Below are 17,373 nucleotides of genomic sequence, written 5' to 3' on the forward strand. Positions count from 1 at the left end.
GAACTATATTTAACATTAACGAGAAATATAATTCGCCGTAAAAAAAATATTAATAGAATAAATCCTAAAATCAAAACCAAAGCATCGCTATATTTACCATCATTTGTCATCGAATCTACCTTACGCATGATCCATTCGACAAAGGTCTTTTGATAGCCCATTTAAAGCATCTGCCGCCAAATCCCCCCGATATCGCCAAGCCCAATATCCTATGAAAGCTGATTAATCCTCGACAACGGTCCCGCCGCACTCTTTGTTAAATTGCTAACCTGACGAGAAACTGCGGCACCCACAGGGTCGCCAAAAAGAACTCTGAACAGTATTCCTGCACCTGAGACGAGCCCAGCTATTGCAGAGCTCCCCGCAGCAATCTGAGCCAGCGGAGCAACGGCTCGAACCGTAATTGGAGCTATTGCTGGAAACCTTCGGGTTAGTGCAACCGCTACCAGCCCTGTCGCGGCTGCACCGCCCGCAACTTTAGCGGACAAACCAGCAACCTGCTCCGCCTTCTTAGCGGCATCTTCCGCAGCTTTCCGAGACTCTGTGCAGTCACGCTGCGGCTGAGCCCGCAGGCCAGGAGCAGGTTGACCACCTCCACCTCCACCTCCCCCACCTCCGGCGGGACCCACCGCATTCGGGATGATCCATCGCCTCTGTTTCGATCACAACACTTCTTGTTATTCCACGGTTAAACCGCCGTCATCGATAGGAGCGACAATTGCTGCTGATAAATTGAGAAAAGTAGAAAACTCGCGCCTCAAATCCAACTCACGGCAGCGAAAAATATCGAGAAATAACAGAAGAGAATAGAGCCACGTCTTCCCGCCGCGCCTTACATCCAAGCACGGCGGGTATGAACGAACGCGTCGCCGTTACATCTTGTAGGACAGCCGCAGATAGCCGAACTGACCCGGCACATCATAGGTCGTCGGGTCGAAATTGTTCAGGCCGCAGCTGATGCATCCCGGCGGGTCCTGGTTGAAGACATTGTTGACGCCCGCGGTGAGCGACACCTTGCCATCGAGGATCCAGGACGGCGCATAGCTCAACTGGACATCGCCATAGAAACGGCTGGCCAGCGGATTGGCGTTCTGGCTTTCGATCACGCCATCGACATAACGGCCGGTGAAGGACACGTTGAAGTCCGACAGCGACCAGTCGATCGTCGCATTGCCCTTGATCTTCGGATAGGCCTGATCAGGGCTGCCACGCTCGGTGCCGCGGCGGTCGATGGTCAGGAAGCCGTTCGACGCGATCAGCTTATATTCCAGCATATAGCTGCCATTTGCCGACAGGCCGAACGTGCCGAAGCCGGTCGGCGGCGTGCGATAGTTGATCGCCAGATCGATGCCGCGGGTACGGATCGTGTCGATATTCTGCAGCACGCCATTGATCTGCGATACGAACCCATTGGCCGTACGCTTCACCAGCGCACAGCTCGCCGCGTTGCCGCTCAACGCACAATTGTTGAGCGTGATATTGGCGTCGATCGCGGAGATCGCGTTGCTGACCCGGATGTCGTAATAGTTCGCCTCCAGCGACAGATTGCCGCCCGAATTACGCGCCCAACGCGGACTGTACACTGCACCGAACAGCATCGAGCGCGACTTTTCGGGCTTCAGATTGACATTGCCGCTGGTGATGACCGGCAACTGCCCCGGCGGTTCGGCATAGCTGCCGTCGGTCGGCACGCCATTGGCGGCGCAATTGGCCCGTACCGTCGCCGACCCCGCATAGGGCGATCCCGGAATATTGGAGCACGGATCAGTGGTCGGCTGGTCGAACCGCGTCCGCCCACCGAACAATTCACCCAGCCCCGGTGCGCGGAAGCCCGTCGCATAGGAACCACGGAGCAGGAAATCCTCCATCGGTTTCCATGCCACGCTGCCGGTATAGCTCGTGTTGCTGCCGCTGATCGAATAGTTCGAATGGCGCACCGCGCCATCGATCTCGAGCGAATGGAAGAAGGGCTTGTCCTTGAGCAAGGGTACGCGCACTTCGGCGAAGATTTCGTCCGCATTATAGCTGCCACGCGCCGGATCGGACGGGATGTCCGATCCCAGCCCGGCGACGATCACCGGATCGGGAATGAAATCGGCCTTCTGGTAGCGATGCTCATAACCGATCGCGAAGCCGACCGGCCCCGCCGGCAAGTCGAACAATTCACCGCTGAGGTTGGCGGTGTAGTCGTTGAGCAACTGGCTGCTCTTGTCGCGCTCGTCGAACCCGACATAAGCCAGCATCGCCGGTGTGACTGACCCGGCCCCGCCGAAGATGTTGAACGGCACGCACGGTCCGGTGCAATTCGCCACCGGCCCCAGCGCGCGCGCCAGGTTCGCGGAATTGACGTTGCCGGTGAACAATTGGTGCGCATCGTTCAGGCCGAGCACCGCATTGACGTCCCAATACCATTTATGCCCGCCGACATCGAACGATCCGTCGAGCGTTCCGGTCAGCGACATGGTGTCGACCTTCTGCGTGTAGGTGCGCTGCCCGGCCTCGACCAGGCGGCGCGCGACGAACGAATAGTTCGCCGGTGGGTTACCCGGGCCACCCGCCGACAAGGTCACGCCAAAGGGATTGTACGGGTTGGTCGCATCGATCGAAATCGTGTCGAGCAGATTGCCGTTGCCGCCATCGGGGCCGACGAACAGCGGCAGGAACGCCGCCTGGTTCTGCGAATTGCGCCGCTGATACACTGCCTTGACGCGCAGGTTGATGCTGGAGGTCAGCTCCTGCTTGGCGCTGATGAACCCGCCATAGCGATCCGACGGCGTCAGGATGTAGTTGAACGGCGCGAAGTTGAAACGGTCGGCGGCGGTGAAGGCGCGGAAATCGCTGTTCGCGGGATTGACCGGATCATAGCGCGGACGGCCGTTGATCGGCGCATGTGTCAGCGCGAGATTACCGAAAAAGCCCAGGAAACGGCCATTGACCGCGCCGCTGCTGCACCCGCCGACCGGATCGGTGCAGCTGGTCTGGCCCGGATTGGGGAACAGCGAGATTTTGCGGTCGCCCGCCCGCACCGCTTCGGTCTTCACATAGCTGGCGCCGAATACGATCGAGGTGGTCGGCCCCTTGATGCCATAGCTGGCATTATAGTCCTGGGTATGGCCGTCGCCCTGGCGGTAGCTGCCGATCTGCGCCGAGACCTGCAGGCCGCGTTGCTGCGACTTGGTGATGATGTTGACCACACCGGCGATCGCGTCCGACCCATAGAGCGGCGAGGCGCCCGATTGCAGCACTTCGATCCGCTCGATCTGGCTCGCCGGGATGGTGTTGATGTCGACCGTCGAGGGAATGCCGCTGCCCGAGGAGCCGGCGACATAGCGCAGCCCATCGACCAGCACGAGGGTGCGCTTCGCCCCAAGATAGCGCAGGTCGATTTCCGACGACCCGGCGCCGACGCCGCCGCCATCGGGCGGGTTGCCGATATTGCCGCTATTGTTGACTTTGCTGTTCAGTCCGCCGCCGGCACTGGGCAGCCGCTGCAGGATGTCGGCGACCGAGGTCAGCCCGGTCTGCGCCAGCGCGCTCTGGTCGAGGACGACGGTCGGCGTATCCTGGTCGAGCGGATCGCGGCGGATGCGCGACCCGGTCACGACGATATCCTCGCCGACGCTCGGCTGCGCCGCGTCGGGTTGTTCGGAACTTGGTGTGATGGCCTGGGCATGGGCGACGCCCATATCGAGCACCAACATCAGCGGCATCAGCGTGCCGCACCGCAAAATCGACTTGAGCTGCATAGGAACCCCTTTTCGATATTTCGAATTTGGAGAACCTATCGCGGCGTGGCCGGGGTGCAATCGTAATAGAGATTGGGTCCGGTTCGGGCGCACGATTGTTAAAGATCGTGGCAATATTGTAACAATGCAGCAACGTTAAGTTTGTCGCCTCGAAATGACTTTACGCACAATGATAGGACAATTGGCGACAGCGCCGGGTTATCTGTGATATTATATCTGATATCGATGTCATGCCGGCTCCGGATAGCGCTCGAACTTCGGCAAATCAGCAATCCCGTCCATCCAGCCAAGCTTTTCCGCCACCTGTACATGCACCGCTGGCGGATGGTTCGCCGCATCGTCGAGCGTCGACGATTGCACATCTATGATCCCCGGCAGCCCTTCGGCATTGGTATAGAACAGCCCCGTTCCACATGTGCCGCAGAATTGCCGCCGACCATGTTCCGACGAAGCATAGGTCACGGTCTCCCCCGTGATCGTCACTTGCCCAGCCGGGAACGCCATCCATCCAACCATCGGCGCACCAGCCGCACGACGACAATCGTCGCAATGGCACAGCCCATGATAGACCGGCTCACCCTCGGTCGCATATGTCACCGCCCCGCAATGGCATCGTCCCGTCGGCATCATCGATTCCTTTGTTGTTTCCCGTTTTGTTCCACAATCGCCGCCCCCGCGCAACCCCTTCGCGCTTGCCCCGGGGCGCGCCGTTCCCTAACTGTTCACCGATGAGTCTTCCCGCGCCCTCCCCGTCTGATCCGCCCTATCTCTCGGGCCTCAACGCGCCGCAGCGAGAAGCCGTGCTGACCACCGAAGGCCCGGTCCTCGTCCTCGCCGGCGCGGGCACCGGCAAGACCGCCGCGCTCACCGCACGGCTCGCGCATCTGCTCTTCACCAAGCGCGCCTGGCCAAGCGAGATCCTCAGCGTCACTTTCACCAACAAGGCGGCGCGCGAGATGCGCCACCGCGTCGGGCGGCTGGTCGGCGATGTGGTCGAGGGCATGCCGTGGCTCGGCACGTTCCACGCGATCGGCGCGAAGATGCTGCGCCGCCATGCCGAACTGGTCGGGCTGCACTCCAATTTCACCATCCTCGACACCGACGATCAGCTGCGCCTGCTCAAGCAATTGATCACCGCCGCCGATCTTGATGAGAAACGCTGGCCCGCGCGCGCGCTGGGCGGGCTGATCGACGGCTGGAAGAACAAGGGCCTCACGCCCGCCGACCTCGATGCCGGCGAAAGCGAGCTCTACGCCAATGGCCGCGGCAAGGAACTCTATGCCGCCTATCAGGCGCGGCTCATCGCGCTCAACGCGTGCGATTTCGGCGACCTGCTGCTGCACATGCTGGTCATATTGAAGCGCGACCGCGAGGTGCTGGCCGACTATCAGCGCCGCTTCAAATATATCATGGTCGACGAGTATCAGGACACCAACAGCGTCCAGTATCTCTGGCTCCGCCTGCTCGCGCAGGAGCGCAAGAATATCTGCTGCGTCGGCGATGACGACCAGTCGATCTATTCGTGGCGCGGCGCGCAGGTGGAGAATATCCTGAAGTTCGAGAAGGACTTTCCCGGCGCGGCGATCATCCGGCTGGAACAGAATTACCGCTCCACCCCGCACATCCTCGCCGCCGCAAGTGGCGTGATCGCCAATAATAGCGGCCGCCTCGGCAAGACCTTGTGGACCGACGAGCCCGACGGCGAGAAGGTCAAGGTGATCGGTGTATGGGACGGCCCCGAAGAGGCACGCCGCGTCGGCGAAGAAATCGAAAGCTGCCAGCGCGCGGGCAAGAGCATCGACGACATCGCCATCCTGGTCCGCGCGCAGCACCAGACGCGCGAGTTCGAGGACCGCTTCATCTCGATCGGCATGCCCTACCGCATAGTCGGCGGTTTCCGCTTCTACGAACGCGCCGAGATCCGCGATGCGCTCGCCTATCTGCGCGTCGTCGCGCAGCCGGCCGACGACCTCGCCTTTGAACGCATCGTCAACGTGCCCAAGCGCGGGCTTGGCGACAAGGCGGTGCAGAAAGTGCACCAGCTTGCCCGCGCCGAGAATATCCCGCTCGCCACCGCCGCGGCGCGCATCCTCGACACCGACGAGCTGACCCCGCAGGCGCGCCGCGCCTTTGCCAATCTGGTCGGCGACATGGCGCGCTGGCGTGCCCTCGCCAATGACACGCCGCACCCCGAACTGGCGCGCCAGATCCTCGACGAAAGCGGCTATACCGCGATGTGGCAGGCGGAAAAATCCGCCGAGGCCGCCGGCCGGCTCGAAAACCTCACCGAACTGGTCCGCGCGATGGAGGAATATGACAGCCTGACCGCGTTCCTCGAACATGTCAGCCTGGTGATGGATAACGAGGCTGCGGCGGAAGAGGCCAAGGTGACGATCATGACGATCCACGCCGCCAAGGGCCTGGAATATGACACCGTCTTCCTGGTCGGCTGGGAAGAAGGGCTGTTCCCCTCGCAGCGCTCACTCGATGAAGGCGGCCTCGCCAGCCTGGAGGAGGAACGCCGCCTCGCCTATGTCGCGATCACCCGCGCACGGCGCCGCGCGGTGATCATCCACGCCGCCAATCGCCGCATCTATGGCCAATGGACCAGCAGCATCCCATCGCGCTTCGTCGCCGAACTGCCCGACGCCCACACCGAGAGCGAAAGCAGCATGTCCGGCGGCGAAAGCCTGTGGCGCGCCAACTGGTCCGAACGCGCCGATCCCTTCGCCGATGTCGCGCGCGGTACCGGGAGAGGCCCGGGCTGGCAGCGCGCGGCGGGCGTGAATCCGGGCGGCAGCTTCACCAGCCGCACCTTCACCCGCGAACCGTCGCGGGTGGTGGAGAGCCGTGCGAGCGCGGTGAGCATCGGGAATAAAGGTCGATCCGATGTGGCTGTAGGAATGCGGGTATTCCACCAGAAGTTCGGTTACGGCGAAATCGCGGAAATCGAAGGGAACAAGCTGGAGATCGATTTCGAGGCGGCCGGGCGGAAGCGGGTGATGGATAGTTTTGTTACGGTGGGGTGAGTTGTCGCCTGCTCTTATAACAAGCAATAAAGCCCTCACTGATTAGTAGAACGACTCGAAAAGTATTGTTTGGAGAAGGGTATGCCGGTTAACGTTATAACCGAAAAGCTGATATCGAGCGGCTACTTTCCAAAAGAACTACCCCCTCCCTTTTCCACCGTTTTGATGTCCCAGAAAATCGGACAAATGGCATTAGATTGGGCTGCGATCGTTGCAGCCCTACCTACCAAGGAACGCAAGTTTCATCCAAAATTATCAAAACCAACTCGCTTCGATGTTGCAAGAAAAGGGCATGCTCGCAGAATGCTTAGCATTCCCAACCCCTTAAACCAATACTACTTGTCGGACTTCATTGCAGAAAATTGGACAAAAATCGATGAGTTATGCAGCTCATCAAAAATCAGCATTACGAATGTCAATATTAATACCGCAGACGGTCGATCTGTAGTTCTACCGCCACTATCAGATTTGAGCGATAAGCGAACTTTGATGCTCACTACTAGCCGAGCGGTACTACAAACCGATGTCCTCAGCTTCTATCACTCGATTTATACGCATTCGATTCCATGGGCACTACACGGTAAATCAGTTGCCAAGTTAAATCGAAATTCGTCAGACCCGAATGTGTTCGGCAACAGAATTGATGAGCTAGTTCGCTCATGCCAAGATGGCCAAACGATGGGCATACCCGTTGGGCCAGATACATCTAGAATCATCTCCGAAATAATATTATCGGCCGTCGAGAGTCACCTTCCTCCCTCAATTCACGACAAGATAATCGATGGATACAGATACGTTGATGATTTCTTTTTATGCTTTTCTTCACATGGAGATGCAGAAGCGGCTCTAGCTGCCCTAAGAGCTTCAGTCTTATATTTTGACCTTCAATTGAATGCGGATAAAACATCGATATTTTCCGCCCTTACGCATTTGGAGGAATCCTGGCCCAACGATGTATCTGAAAACAGAATATCTCGATCAGGGCGAAAACAAAGACGCTCTATCATACACTTCTTCACGTATGCGCTTGGTTTATCGCTGAATCATTCCAGTGAGAGTATTCTTTCATTCGCTGTAAAAATGTCGGCTAGATCATTAATTGAGAAGGATAATTGGGATATATATCAGTCATTTCTTTTCAGAATTGGCCGACAAAGTCCAAACTGCTTGGACGTTATAGTTAAAATTATATGCACTTATGCGGCGATTGGTTATCAGATCGACGATAGAATTAATAAATTTATCGAAATAATGATTACAGATCATGCTCCGTACAACCATCATTTTGAGGTAGCCTGGACCTTGTGGCTGGCGCGGAGCTTGAACATCAAGCTTAATGATGAGGCCACTGCCATGGCATCTGCTGTAGAGAATTCAGTTTGCGGATGCCTGATTTTACTACTTAGAACGCGTGGTTTACTATCAGGCCGTACCCTGACTTCTAGCTGGCTGAATTCATTGGATACCGAGTCACTTCATGGAGAGAATTGGCTGCTCACTTATGAGGCAGGCATCAGGGCATCTTGGCGTATTCGTGATGCTTCTACTGCAGTTGGGTCAAACCCTTATTTTACTGCTCTAAAAAACAGAAATGTCTCTTTCTTTGATACCTTAGCTAGGAACAAGCCTCTCGATTTACCCGGCATACGCCCAAAACTCCTCGCCGCCCTCAAGGGCCGTAAATCCGGAGTTTTACCGGGCCTAATATTTATTAAACGATCAGAGTACTCTAACGATTCGTTCTACGAAAAACTTGGCTCAGACTATAGCGAAGGTGATATCATATTTCCATGGGGTGGTAATTTCGATTTTGACGACGATGACTACGATGACGAAGATATCTTAGTATAGCTCTGAAAGACTCCAAAATGCACTCACCCCATTACGGTGACACCCATTTCGGTGACAGCTTACTTAACTCCTTAACTTATGAGCTTCCCCACGACCGTTCGGTGCCCGCATCTGACCGTGCGCGAGAGACACGCAGCAGAGGGGCGTGCCCAACGCGCCTCTTTCGCCTTGTTTCGCGACTCCTCCAGCGCCAGCGCGCCATAGGCCAGTGCCGGACCGGTGATGAAAACCACGAACAGAACCAATGCCTGCAGAATCTTGCGCTCGATCCGTGCGCCGAGAATGATGGCGCGCGCAACGAAGCCCAAAGCAAAACCGCCTGAGATCACGATGGCCGTCGGGGTTGCCAACATGGAGCCCGGTCCATCGGAGCTGGCGGCATCGCGAAACGACAGGAAACAGAATATCAGCGCGACAATCGAGAAAGGCAGTAACCACCACCAGTCTGGCAAAAAAGCCAATAGCGCAAAGCAAACCGCATAGAACAGTAGCAACACAAAGAACACGGTCCAGAACATGCCTCCCTCATAGCAGAGAGAGTTTTTCTCCGGCATGAATTTTCAGAGGATTTATGCAGCAGTTTTGGTGGCCATTGACCATGGCCGCAAAGACCTTTGCTCAGCCACGCAAGCCCGCATCGAGTACGATACGCCTCTAAATACCAACATGCTCGGTAAAAACCCCGACAATGCCAGCGAACACCGATCCGGCGACTGTGAAGATCAGCATCGAACTGAGTGACAATTCCGCGCCGAATACGGCGTTGATGATGGCGGTTATCGGGAAGATGACAAAACCCGACAGGAAATAGAACAATCCACGCCTCGGGTTGAAATCGAACGCCTTTGCCCGAGGGTCAGGCGGATCGCGAAACGTCCAGGCTGCCCAGCCAGCAAGCACTATGAGCGGAACCAGACATAGGCAGGCCATGACTGATCCTCGTCCAGCACCCATATGTCGAGGATAACGACCGTACAAACGACGAGAGCCGCGACACAAGCTAAGGACTTCTTGCTCACCATAACCGCTTTTCATCCTGTTCAAATCAATCGCGAGTTGCCCCCGGCTTACGCAAAGCATATGCGCGCGCCGGGCTATTTCACCTCAGCCTTCACATAAATCGGCGCCAGCGCCGCCTGCACCTCGCTCGCCTGGATGATGCCCTCCGGCCGCTCCGACGCCCCGGCATCGACGAATGCGACGGTCAGATTGACGCTATGCCCCGACACGGTCGAAGGTCCGATGGCGGTGCCGTTCAGGGTCATCGTCGACGTCTGGGTATATTCGTCATTGTTGGTCACCCGAAAAGCGGGCTTGCCCTGTTCCACGGTGAGGTCGGCGGCCCGCAACAACGCCATTTCGCCCAGCGCGAAGGGGTGCGACTTGTTGCCGAAAAAGCTGACCACCGCGCTCTTTCCGTCCTTTGCCAGCTTCACCGAAAAACCGTTCGCGCGCAGGAATTTGACGGCCGAGCGGTAAGGATTGGCAAGCATGACCTCTTCATGATCGGGCATCCCATCCATCAGCGGCGCCGGATCGAATCCGGCGGCAAAGCGCTCATTGCCATTCAGCCGATAGTCTTCCTCCATCTGCGCCAGCACCACCCTGAGGCCGGGACGGCTGTCCGCCGGCAGCCTGGCGGTCGCGGCATGGATCAGCGCGAGGGTGATCTGGCCCACCGGCATTGCCTTCATGCCCTCCAGCCGTGTCGCGGCGCCCTCCGCATCGCCCTTGCCGAGCAGGACCGCGGCCTCGATCAGCGGCGACCATGTGTCGAGCGCGGCGCGCTGCTCGGTCGAGCTGTCGTTGATCTTGAAACTGCGCTCCATCGCGGTCGGCTCGCGTGGCGCGGCAATGTTCTTGCGCGCCTCCGCCAGCCACAGCTCGGCAAGGTCTGACCGCCCGGCCATAGCGGCGGTGATCACCGCCTGCGCCGTGCGCCCGGCATTCACTCCGGTCACCGCGATGCCGGGCATGCCGATCACCCGCACATTGGGCAGGTTGATGAAGGTCTGGCCGATACCGCCGGGAACCAGCGGGGCATTCTGCCAGTCGGTCAGCGCCTCGGTCCATTCGCCCGCCCGCGCCAGCGCGACGGCGCGCCGTTCGATATAGTCGCCGTCCAGCCGAACGAGATTGTCCCAGCGCGCCTTTTCCCGCGGCGGAATTGTCGTTCGCAAGCCGGACAGGGAGAAGGCGAGCCCCGCAATCCTGGCGTTCCACGGTCGCGCCTGCATTGCGCGAACCGCCTCGTCGGCCGCATCATCGCGCCGCCCCGCCTCGAGATAGGCGATCGCCCGGAGCATGTGCAGGGAAACGCCGAAGCTGCGCGTATAGGCTGTATCGGGGCGCTCGATCGCGGCAATCGCATCGAGATCGGCCAGCGCCTCACGATGCTGCTTGGCCGCAACCCGGAATTTGGCGCGTGACCGCAGCAGCGCCGCCCGCCGCTCCCAACCGGCCTGCGGATCCAGCGCATCGAGCGCCGCGGTGCAGCGTTCGATGCCGACCGACGGCACCGTCCTGGGCGTCAGCGCGCGGGCCGCGGTCGGGCCCATCATGAACTTGGTCGTTCCGGAGACCTGGTTTTCACCGCAGCCCGCCCAGGGGCTGGCAGGTTTGGCTGGCTCTTTCGCCTCCGCCATGCCCCCGGTCACGGAAATCGCCGTCGCAAGGACAGCGCTGCCCCAATATCTGTTCATCGATCGTCCCCCGTTGCCGCAAAGAGATTTGACCGGACGGCCAAAGTCAAGCGCGCCGCCGGTATGAGCGCAACGGCGCCAGTGCCCGATCAGCGGCGCAAGCCCATCTCCAGCTGAAGGAACAGCCCACCCAATTGGCCCTTGCCTGGCGCACGCCCCGGCATCCGTTGCACGATTTGCCGGACTTCCGGCGGAGACTGCGCGATCGCCCGGCGAATTTCCGCTTCCCCCGGGCCGGTGGTGTCGCCCGCCCGGAGTGCGATGGCGTGCGCGGCATAAGCCGCCGGGCCAAGGATATGGTTCAACTGATGCCGGGTCGCGATCGGATGAGTGTAGGCAGCCGCAGCGGCGGCGGAGGCCGCCCGCGCAGCAGCTGCCGCAGCCGGGTCACCGACGTCTCGCGCGGCGGCATGCGCCGCCCAGGCGATCGTGCGCAGCGCCGCGGTGCGTATCCCGCTATCGGCAAAGGCCCGGCTCGCCGAGATGGCATCGCACGGGCGGGTGTCGTCCGGTGCTTTCGCCGTGAAGATCGGCAACGCGCGTTCGGCGCAATCGGCCGCCCAGCGCGCGATCGGGCGCAGATCTTCGATGGTCAGCAATGGCGCGTCGGTATCGGGGTCCATTGCCTGAATTGCGCCCTCCTCGAACAGGAAACGTTCATTGGGTCAAAATCCGCGCATACTCCGCTCTCACCCAAAGATTCCGATCGCGACCAAAGCAATGATCGCGACGAGCATCGCCCAAGCAATATACCCCGTAAAAATGGCCAACCAGGCTTCTTTGAATTTCCGAGTTTCGCCTCGGAACAAAAACACCGGCGTAACAAACATGGTAACGGTCAACGGACCAAAAATAACAAAGCAAAGCCATTGGCCATTGCTCAATGGCATTTTGTCCCTGTCGTTCTCGGACATTCTCTCAATCTCAACGACATCCATCGTCTGAGTTATTTCATCACTTGAGACATTTCTTCGATCGAGCTCGGCCTTGGCGGCCGATATGGCTTCGGGAAGATAACCATCGTCTTGCTGAGCATAGGCAATCCTAATCAGGCCTTCATCGGGAAGGCCGCCCATCGTTCGAGAAAAATCCCGGTCGCTCATTTCAAATCCGCCCCCCTTTTCCGTCCGATGACGGGATAATCAGAACGCGGCAGCGCGCCAATACTCGGACGATCGTCGCGCCGGAGTGAGCGCGATATTTCTGTATGTCGGCACGGCCCTGCGTTCACCGGCCCCCGTCAACAAAACGGCGATTCCCTTGAAGCTTGCCGTCTCGTTCGCATGTCGAGATACTGTGTTTCGGAACGCAGCCTGCTAAGCGCCCGGGCCAACTCTGATGTGGTGCGGTGCGGTATATGATCTTCCGGAAACAGGCCCTGCTGGTCGTCGACGTACAGCCGAGCTTCGCGGTGCCAGAGGGCATGATCAGCGACATCACCGCGCTGAGCCAAAGGCTCTACACCATCGCGACCGTCGAACGTCATGACGAGGGAATAACCCCGTTCGAACGGCAACTCGGCTGGAAGCCCGGCCCCGATGACGACAGCCTGGTCCCGGCCGACCGGGTGTTCATCAAGCATGGCTATCTGCCGCCGCCCGAAGCGATCGATCATCTCAAATCACTTGGGGTCGACCGGGTGCTGGTGTGCGGCGTGCAGGCCGACACATGCTGCCTCGCCGCCGGCTTCATGCTGTTCGATGCGGGGTTGCAGCCCACCCTGCTCAAATGGCTGAGCGTCGGATCGTCGCTCGACCGCTCGGCCGATCTCGGCGCCAATCTCTGGCGGCACCATTTCGGCAGCGTGTTGCACAGCGCCGATGAGCTTCAACTCGACGGCTGATCGCTCATCTGTCTTTGACTGAAACGGGACCGTTGCGGCATGGCCAAGATTGGCTTGCGGGCATCGAGCTAGATCCGCAGCGACATGTCCTCAGAGCCATCCGCCAAATGAGCCCGCGCACGCCCAACCAGATCGCTATAATCGGGACTGAAGGGCCCAACGAGCATCGCCTCCAGATCGCGAAGCATATCGACCAGGACCCTCACTTCGGCACCGCTCTCAAAGCAATCGGCAGCCGGGAATGGCGCATTATTTTCTCCCTCCCAGCGCGCCAGTAAGTCGAAGAGCACGATCGCCCGATCCTTGTCGAGCGTAAGTGAAATTGTGGGGTCGTCCATGATGTCCCACTTCACCCCGGCTCATAACTTTGTGCAAGGCCAGATATTCATAATCGGGTCGGTCAGATTCACGATTCTGGTGCCGACCGCCAGCGGCATTATTTTGGCAGCTTGGCTTCGCAGCGCCGGCGGGATTCGCCTCCACACGACCAGCGCCCGCCCAAAAAAGGATGGCAAACGGACAGCCCATTGCAAACGGAAGACTATCCGCCCGGCGCTTCGATCGCCTCCCGGATCGCCTGCTCGACCGGCGAATACCCGCCACCGGGCCGATCGAGGCACAGCGGCTCGCGCGGCAGCAGCGGCGGCTGCGCCATGAAGCGCGGAACGCTGCCACGATGCGGTTGAGCGGCATGCACCAGGAACGGATGGCACAGATAGACCGTGCCGGCCTCCCCGGTCGCCAGCAGTTCCGGCCGGTGCGCCGATGTCGCGAACCCATCGGCCGCCAGTTCACGTAAGGTCAGCCCCGCCTCCCCCGCCCGTGCCAGCTGCCGGGCGATGTCGCGGTGCGACCCGATACGGATGCGGGTCGGTGCATCATCCGGGCCGACATCGGAGAACAGGAACAGCATCAGCAATGCGCGGCCCCGGCTGCTCGCATTGGCGCGCCATTCCATGAAGTCCGGATGATCGGTCCCGAAGCTCACATCGACATGCCAGCCGGTGTCGCCCGGCGCATCGGGCGAAGGAAAGCGGACCGGAAACGTCCCCAGCGTGACGCGCGGAATCCAGCGCCCCGACCCGACCAGCTGGTCGAACGCACGGCGCAGCACCGGTGTATTGGCGGCCTCGCGGAACGGCTGCTGGCCGAACTGATCGAGGCGGATGACCGGGCGGGTCCAGGTGGCGGGCTCATCGGGATCGCACCCCGTCGCCTGCCAGAGAATGGCACGTGCCCGTTCGGCGGTCTGTCGGGTGAAGGCCTGGTCGAGACGAACAAAGCCGTCGCGGATGAACGAATTTATGTCGGCGGCGCTGAGCGCTCGCGCAGGATCGAGGTCCATGAGTGTCTCGCAATCATATCAAACCAAAGGATCGGCCCAAAGGAACGGCAGCGCGCACGCGCCGCACGAAGCAAGCCGCAATCGGCCTGCTCAGATCAGCGAAAACGCGGCCGCGCGGTTGAAAATGATGAACGTCATGGCCTGGATCTTAGCGACACATGGTCGCCGAATGAAGTGATGCCGCAGATTATTGTACGACGCCCGGCACTCGCGCGGTCGTCAGAGGCCCAGCTCGATTCAAGAGACATTCGCGCAGCGGCATCATGCTCCCGGCGCACCGTTGCACATCGCGGGTGAAAACCCTCCTTCGGGCCATTTGACTCAAGCAGACCGGAACCGATCCGCCATGACTCCCCCCGCCATTTCCCGATATTCCCGCAGCACGCCCGCAAAATTCCCGTGCCGCTCCAACAAAATTCCCGCAGAATTTCCCGCAGATTCCCGCAGAACGCTCAAAAAAGCATTTTCCCGCAGCAATTCGCGCAGCTGCGGGAATTCGGGATGCGCGAATTCGAAAAAGAGGGTCGCGCCCCGCTTGATCCCGGCCGCACGCCGTCATCACTCGACGATCGCCAGGCGTCCGCCGCGATCGACCGGTCCGACTCTAACCCGCCAATCTCCCGAACGGCAGCAGCTTGCGCGCCAGTGCGGCGGCCGCCTTGCCGTTATTGGCGCGCAAGGCCGGGAGGATGGCAATCGCGTTACGCTGCATCAGCGCATCGAGCGGTGTGGGGGTCGGCGCCAGCGCGGCGGCCTCCGCCCATTGCCGCGCCTTGACCACATCGCCGGTGTTCAGCCGGATCTGCATCATTGCCGCAAGGCCAGGGAAAAATGCCCGCTGGCTGCCCAGCGCGGTGGCGCGGGCAAGCGCCGCTTCACCCGCCTGCGTCTTCGCACCCAATACCGTGCGGGCAATGAAACCGCCGAGCTGGTCGATCGCGTCGAGATGCCAGCCGGCAATGACCATTTGCGCCTCCGCATCGCGCGGGTCGCGCGCCGCCAGCGCCTCGAACATGCGCAGCGAGGTACCGGCATCCGCCCGGTTGCGCGTCAGCTTCGCGCGGTAGCCGATGGCGATGCTGCGTTGGAGCGTGGCCTCGCGATCGCCGGCCTGGCTGGCCAGGATCCGGTCCGATTCCGCGATCGCCTGGCCGATCAGCGCCAGCGCCCGGGCCTTGTCGGTGGCCTGGAAGGCAGCGATGGTCAGCAATTCGCGCGGCGTCGTCGCCATGGCGCTGGTCGGGGCGATGGCGGCCATCGCCGCCATGCAGGCAAGCATCGGGTAGCGGATAGACATGGTGATCGGCACGTTGAACTCCTGCGGCCGAAATCGTCCGGGTGCGGGACGCTTTCGGCAATCGAAACCAACGAACTAGCACAGCCCGGTCTCCATCGGGGACAATTTGCTCATCCGTCGCCCCACTCGACCCGATTGCCCGTCCTGACCGGGGTGCGGAAGGGGCTTGCGAGCATCTGGAATCCGCCGCGCAACTGCATCGAAACCAACGCCTTGCATTTCATCGGCGGCCCACAATCTCTTCGTCAGTGACAGCGTCGGCAACCAGCCCCGGGAGACACAGCATGCAGCGTTTCGCTCAAAAGACCTTCATCGCCTCGGGCTTGCGGACGCCGTTCGGTCGCGGCGGCGGCGCGCTGGCCGATCATGATGCGATCAGCCTGTCGGTGCCGCTCGTCCAGGCGATGGCGCAACAGGCGCGGCCCGACCTGTTCATCTGGGGCACGGTGATCCCCAGTCTCGGCTGGAGCAATATCGGCCGCGAGATCTGGCTCGATGCGAAGCTCGACCCGACCGTACCGGCCTTTTCCGCCGTGCTGGCCTGTTCGACCAGCATGGTCGCGGCGTTCGCGGCGGCGGGCCTGCTCGGTGGCGGCACCGATCTCGTCATGGTCGGCGGCGCGGAGGTGATGAGCAATCCGCCGATCGGGTTGAAGCTCGATGCGTCGAGGCGGATCGTCAAGCTGTTCCGGACCAATCCCGCTGAAGCCCTTGCCGCGCTGCAGGCGCTCACGCCCGACGATCTCGTTCTGCCGGTCAAGGGCTGGGCCAACCGCATCACTGGGCGCACGATGGGCGATCATATGGAGGAGACCGCGCAGATCTGGAATATCGGCCGCGCCGCGCAGGATGATTGGGCATTGAAGAGCCATCAGCGCGCGGTGGCCGGCTGGGAAAGCGGCTTTTTCGACGATCTGGTGATCGCATTGCCGGAGCTTGCCCGCGACGCCAATCCACGCGCCGACACTTCGGCGGAAAAACTCGCCTCGCTGCCGGCGGCGTTTGACAAGTCGGGCAAGGGCTCGCTCAGCGCAGGCAACAGCTCACCGATCACCGATGGCGCCGCGGCCTGCTGGGTGGCGACCGAGGCGGGGCTGGCGAAGCTCCCGGCCGGAAGCTTCCATGCCGAGCTGGTGGATCATGAGATTGCCGCTGTGGATCATGGCGTTGACGGGCTGCTGATGGCGCCGAGCTTCGCCATTCCGCGCCTGCTGGCGCGCCACGGGCTCAAATATGCCGACATCGCGCTGTGGGAAATCCATGAGGCCTTTGCCGCGCAAGTGCTGGCGAACGTCGCCGCGCTCGAAAAGCCGGGCTGGACGCGCGACCGGGCCGGGGTGGATTTCGATTTCGGTCCTTTCCCCTGGGACCGGGTCAATCCCAATGGCGGGTCGGTTGCGATCGGCCATCCCTTCGCCGCGACCGGCGCGCGCGATCTCAGCCAGGCCGTGAAGGAATTGTGGGCGAAGCCGTCAGGGTCGTTCGCCGTGGTCAGCGTCTGCGCCGATGGCGGTCACGGCACGATCGCGTTGCTGCGTCGGCCCTGAACGGCTTGTACCA

14 protein-coding genes are annotated in these 17,373 nt (G+C 60.6%); 4 read left to right on the plus strand and 10 right to left on the minus strand.

Annotated features, from left to right (window positions below; all coding sequences use genetic code 11):
* Positions 1–872: 872 nt before the first annotated feature.
* Positions 873–3,746: a TonB-dependent receptor domain-containing protein gene (locus tag OO12_RS23260; RefSeq protein WP_034161161.1), complete on the minus strand. Its 2,874-nt coding sequence runs from the start codon at positions 3,744–3,746 to the stop codon at positions 873–875.
* 228 nt (positions 3,747–3,974) lie between these two features.
* Positions 3,975–4,373 carry a GFA family protein gene (locus OO12_RS23265; protein ID WP_034161300.1) on the minus strand — a complete coding sequence of 133 codons (399 nt, stop codon included), beginning with the start codon at positions 4,371–4,373 and terminating at the stop codon, positions 3,975–3,977.
* Positions 4,374–4,474: 101 nt separating this feature from the next.
* Here OO12_RS23265 and OO12_RS23270 point away from each other — a divergent pair, with 101 nt between their 5' ends.
* Together OO12_RS23270 and OO12_RS28295 are read left to right on the plus strand one after the other, a co-directional pair.
* Positions 4,475–6,775 carry an ATP-dependent helicase gene (locus OO12_RS23270; RefSeq protein ID WP_034161162.1) on the plus strand — a complete coding sequence of 767 codons (2,301 nt, stop codon included), beginning with the start codon at positions 4,475–4,477 and terminating at the stop codon, positions 6,773–6,775.
* 81 nt (positions 6,776–6,856) lie between these two features.
* Positions 6,857–8,626, plus strand: coding sequence for an RNA-directed DNA polymerase (locus OO12_RS28295; protein ID WP_152616619.1), 1,770 nt, complete (start codon positions 6,857–6,859; stop codon positions 8,624–8,626).
* 71 nt (positions 8,627–8,697) lie between these two features.
* On the opposite strand, the gene OO12_RS23275 is transcribed toward OO12_RS28295, so the two are convergent.
* From OO12_RS23275 to OO12_RS23295, 5 genes are all read right to left on the minus strand, one after another.
* Positions 8,698–9,144 (minus strand): hypothetical protein, encoded by a 447-nt coding sequence (locus OO12_RS23275; RefSeq protein ID WP_152616620.1) that lies wholly within the window; start codon positions 9,142–9,144, stop codon positions 8,698–8,700.
* A gap of 136 nt (positions 9,145–9,280) precedes the next feature.
* Positions 9,281–9,580, minus strand: a complete 300-nt coding sequence (locus OO12_RS28300) for a hypothetical protein (RefSeq protein WP_235364984.1) — start codon at positions 9,578–9,580, stop codon at positions 9,281–9,283.
* Between the two features lie 140 nt (positions 9,581–9,720).
* The gene (locus tag OO12_RS23285) at positions 9,721–11,328 is read right to left on the minus strand and encodes a hypothetical protein (protein ID WP_034161165.1); all 1,608 of its coding nucleotides are present in this window, start codon (positions 11,326–11,328) and stop codon (positions 9,721–9,723) included.
* A gap of 89 nt (positions 11,329–11,417) precedes the next feature.
* Positions 11,418–11,951, minus strand: a complete 534-nt coding sequence (locus tag OO12_RS23290) for a putative immunity protein (RefSeq protein WP_034161166.1) — start codon at positions 11,949–11,951, stop codon at positions 11,418–11,420.
* A 66-nt stretch (positions 11,952–12,017) separates the two neighbouring features.
* Positions 12,018–12,431 carry a hypothetical protein gene (locus OO12_RS23295; protein WP_152616622.1) on the minus strand — a complete coding sequence of 138 codons (414 nt, stop codon included), beginning with the start codon at positions 12,429–12,431 and terminating at the stop codon, positions 12,018–12,020.
* A gap of 254 nt (positions 12,432–12,685) precedes the next feature.
* On the opposite strand from OO12_RS23295, the gene OO12_RS23300 reads away from it, so the two are divergent.
* Complete coding sequence (locus tag OO12_RS23300; RefSeq protein WP_034161168.1) at positions 12,686–13,171, plus strand: cysteine hydrolase family protein; 486 nt, start codon at positions 12,686–12,688, stop codon at positions 13,169–13,171.
* Positions 13,172–13,239: 68 nt separating this feature from the next.
* On the opposite strand, the gene OO12_RS23305 is transcribed toward OO12_RS23300, so the two are convergent.
* The 3 genes from OO12_RS23305 to OO12_RS23315 all read right to left on the minus strand — a co-directional run bounded on the left by OO12_RS23305 (position 13,240) and on the right by OO12_RS23315 (position 15,813).
* Positions 13,240–13,524, minus strand: coding sequence for a hypothetical protein (locus OO12_RS23305; protein WP_052216220.1), 285 nt, complete (start codon positions 13,522–13,524; stop codon positions 13,240–13,242).
* A 188-nt stretch (positions 13,525–13,712) separates the two neighbouring features.
* On the minus strand, positions 13,713–14,516 hold the full coding sequence (locus OO12_RS23310) for a phytanoyl-CoA dioxygenase family protein (protein WP_034161169.1): 804 nt from the start codon (positions 14,514–14,516) through the stop codon (positions 13,713–13,715).
* A gap of 604 nt (positions 14,517–15,120) precedes the next feature.
* The gene (locus tag OO12_RS23315) at positions 15,121–15,813 is read right to left on the minus strand and encodes a hypothetical protein (protein ID WP_200887551.1); all 693 of its coding nucleotides are present in this window, start codon (positions 15,811–15,813) and stop codon (positions 15,121–15,123) included.
* A gap of 284 nt (positions 15,814–16,097) precedes the next feature.
* Between OO12_RS23315 and OO12_RS23320 the strand changes: the two genes are divergently transcribed.
* Positions 16,098–17,360 carry an acetyl-CoA C-acyltransferase gene (locus OO12_RS23320; RefSeq protein WP_034161171.1) on the plus strand — a complete coding sequence of 421 codons (1,263 nt, stop codon included), beginning with the start codon at positions 16,098–16,100 and terminating at the stop codon, positions 17,358–17,360.
* Positions 17,361–17,373: the final 13 nt, after the last annotated feature.

Origin of the sequence: Sphingomonas sp. ERG5 (assembly GCF_000803065.1) — a bacterium.
Classification (GTDB): domain Bacteria; phylum Pseudomonadota; class Alphaproteobacteria; order Sphingomonadales; family Sphingomonadaceae; genus Sphingomonas.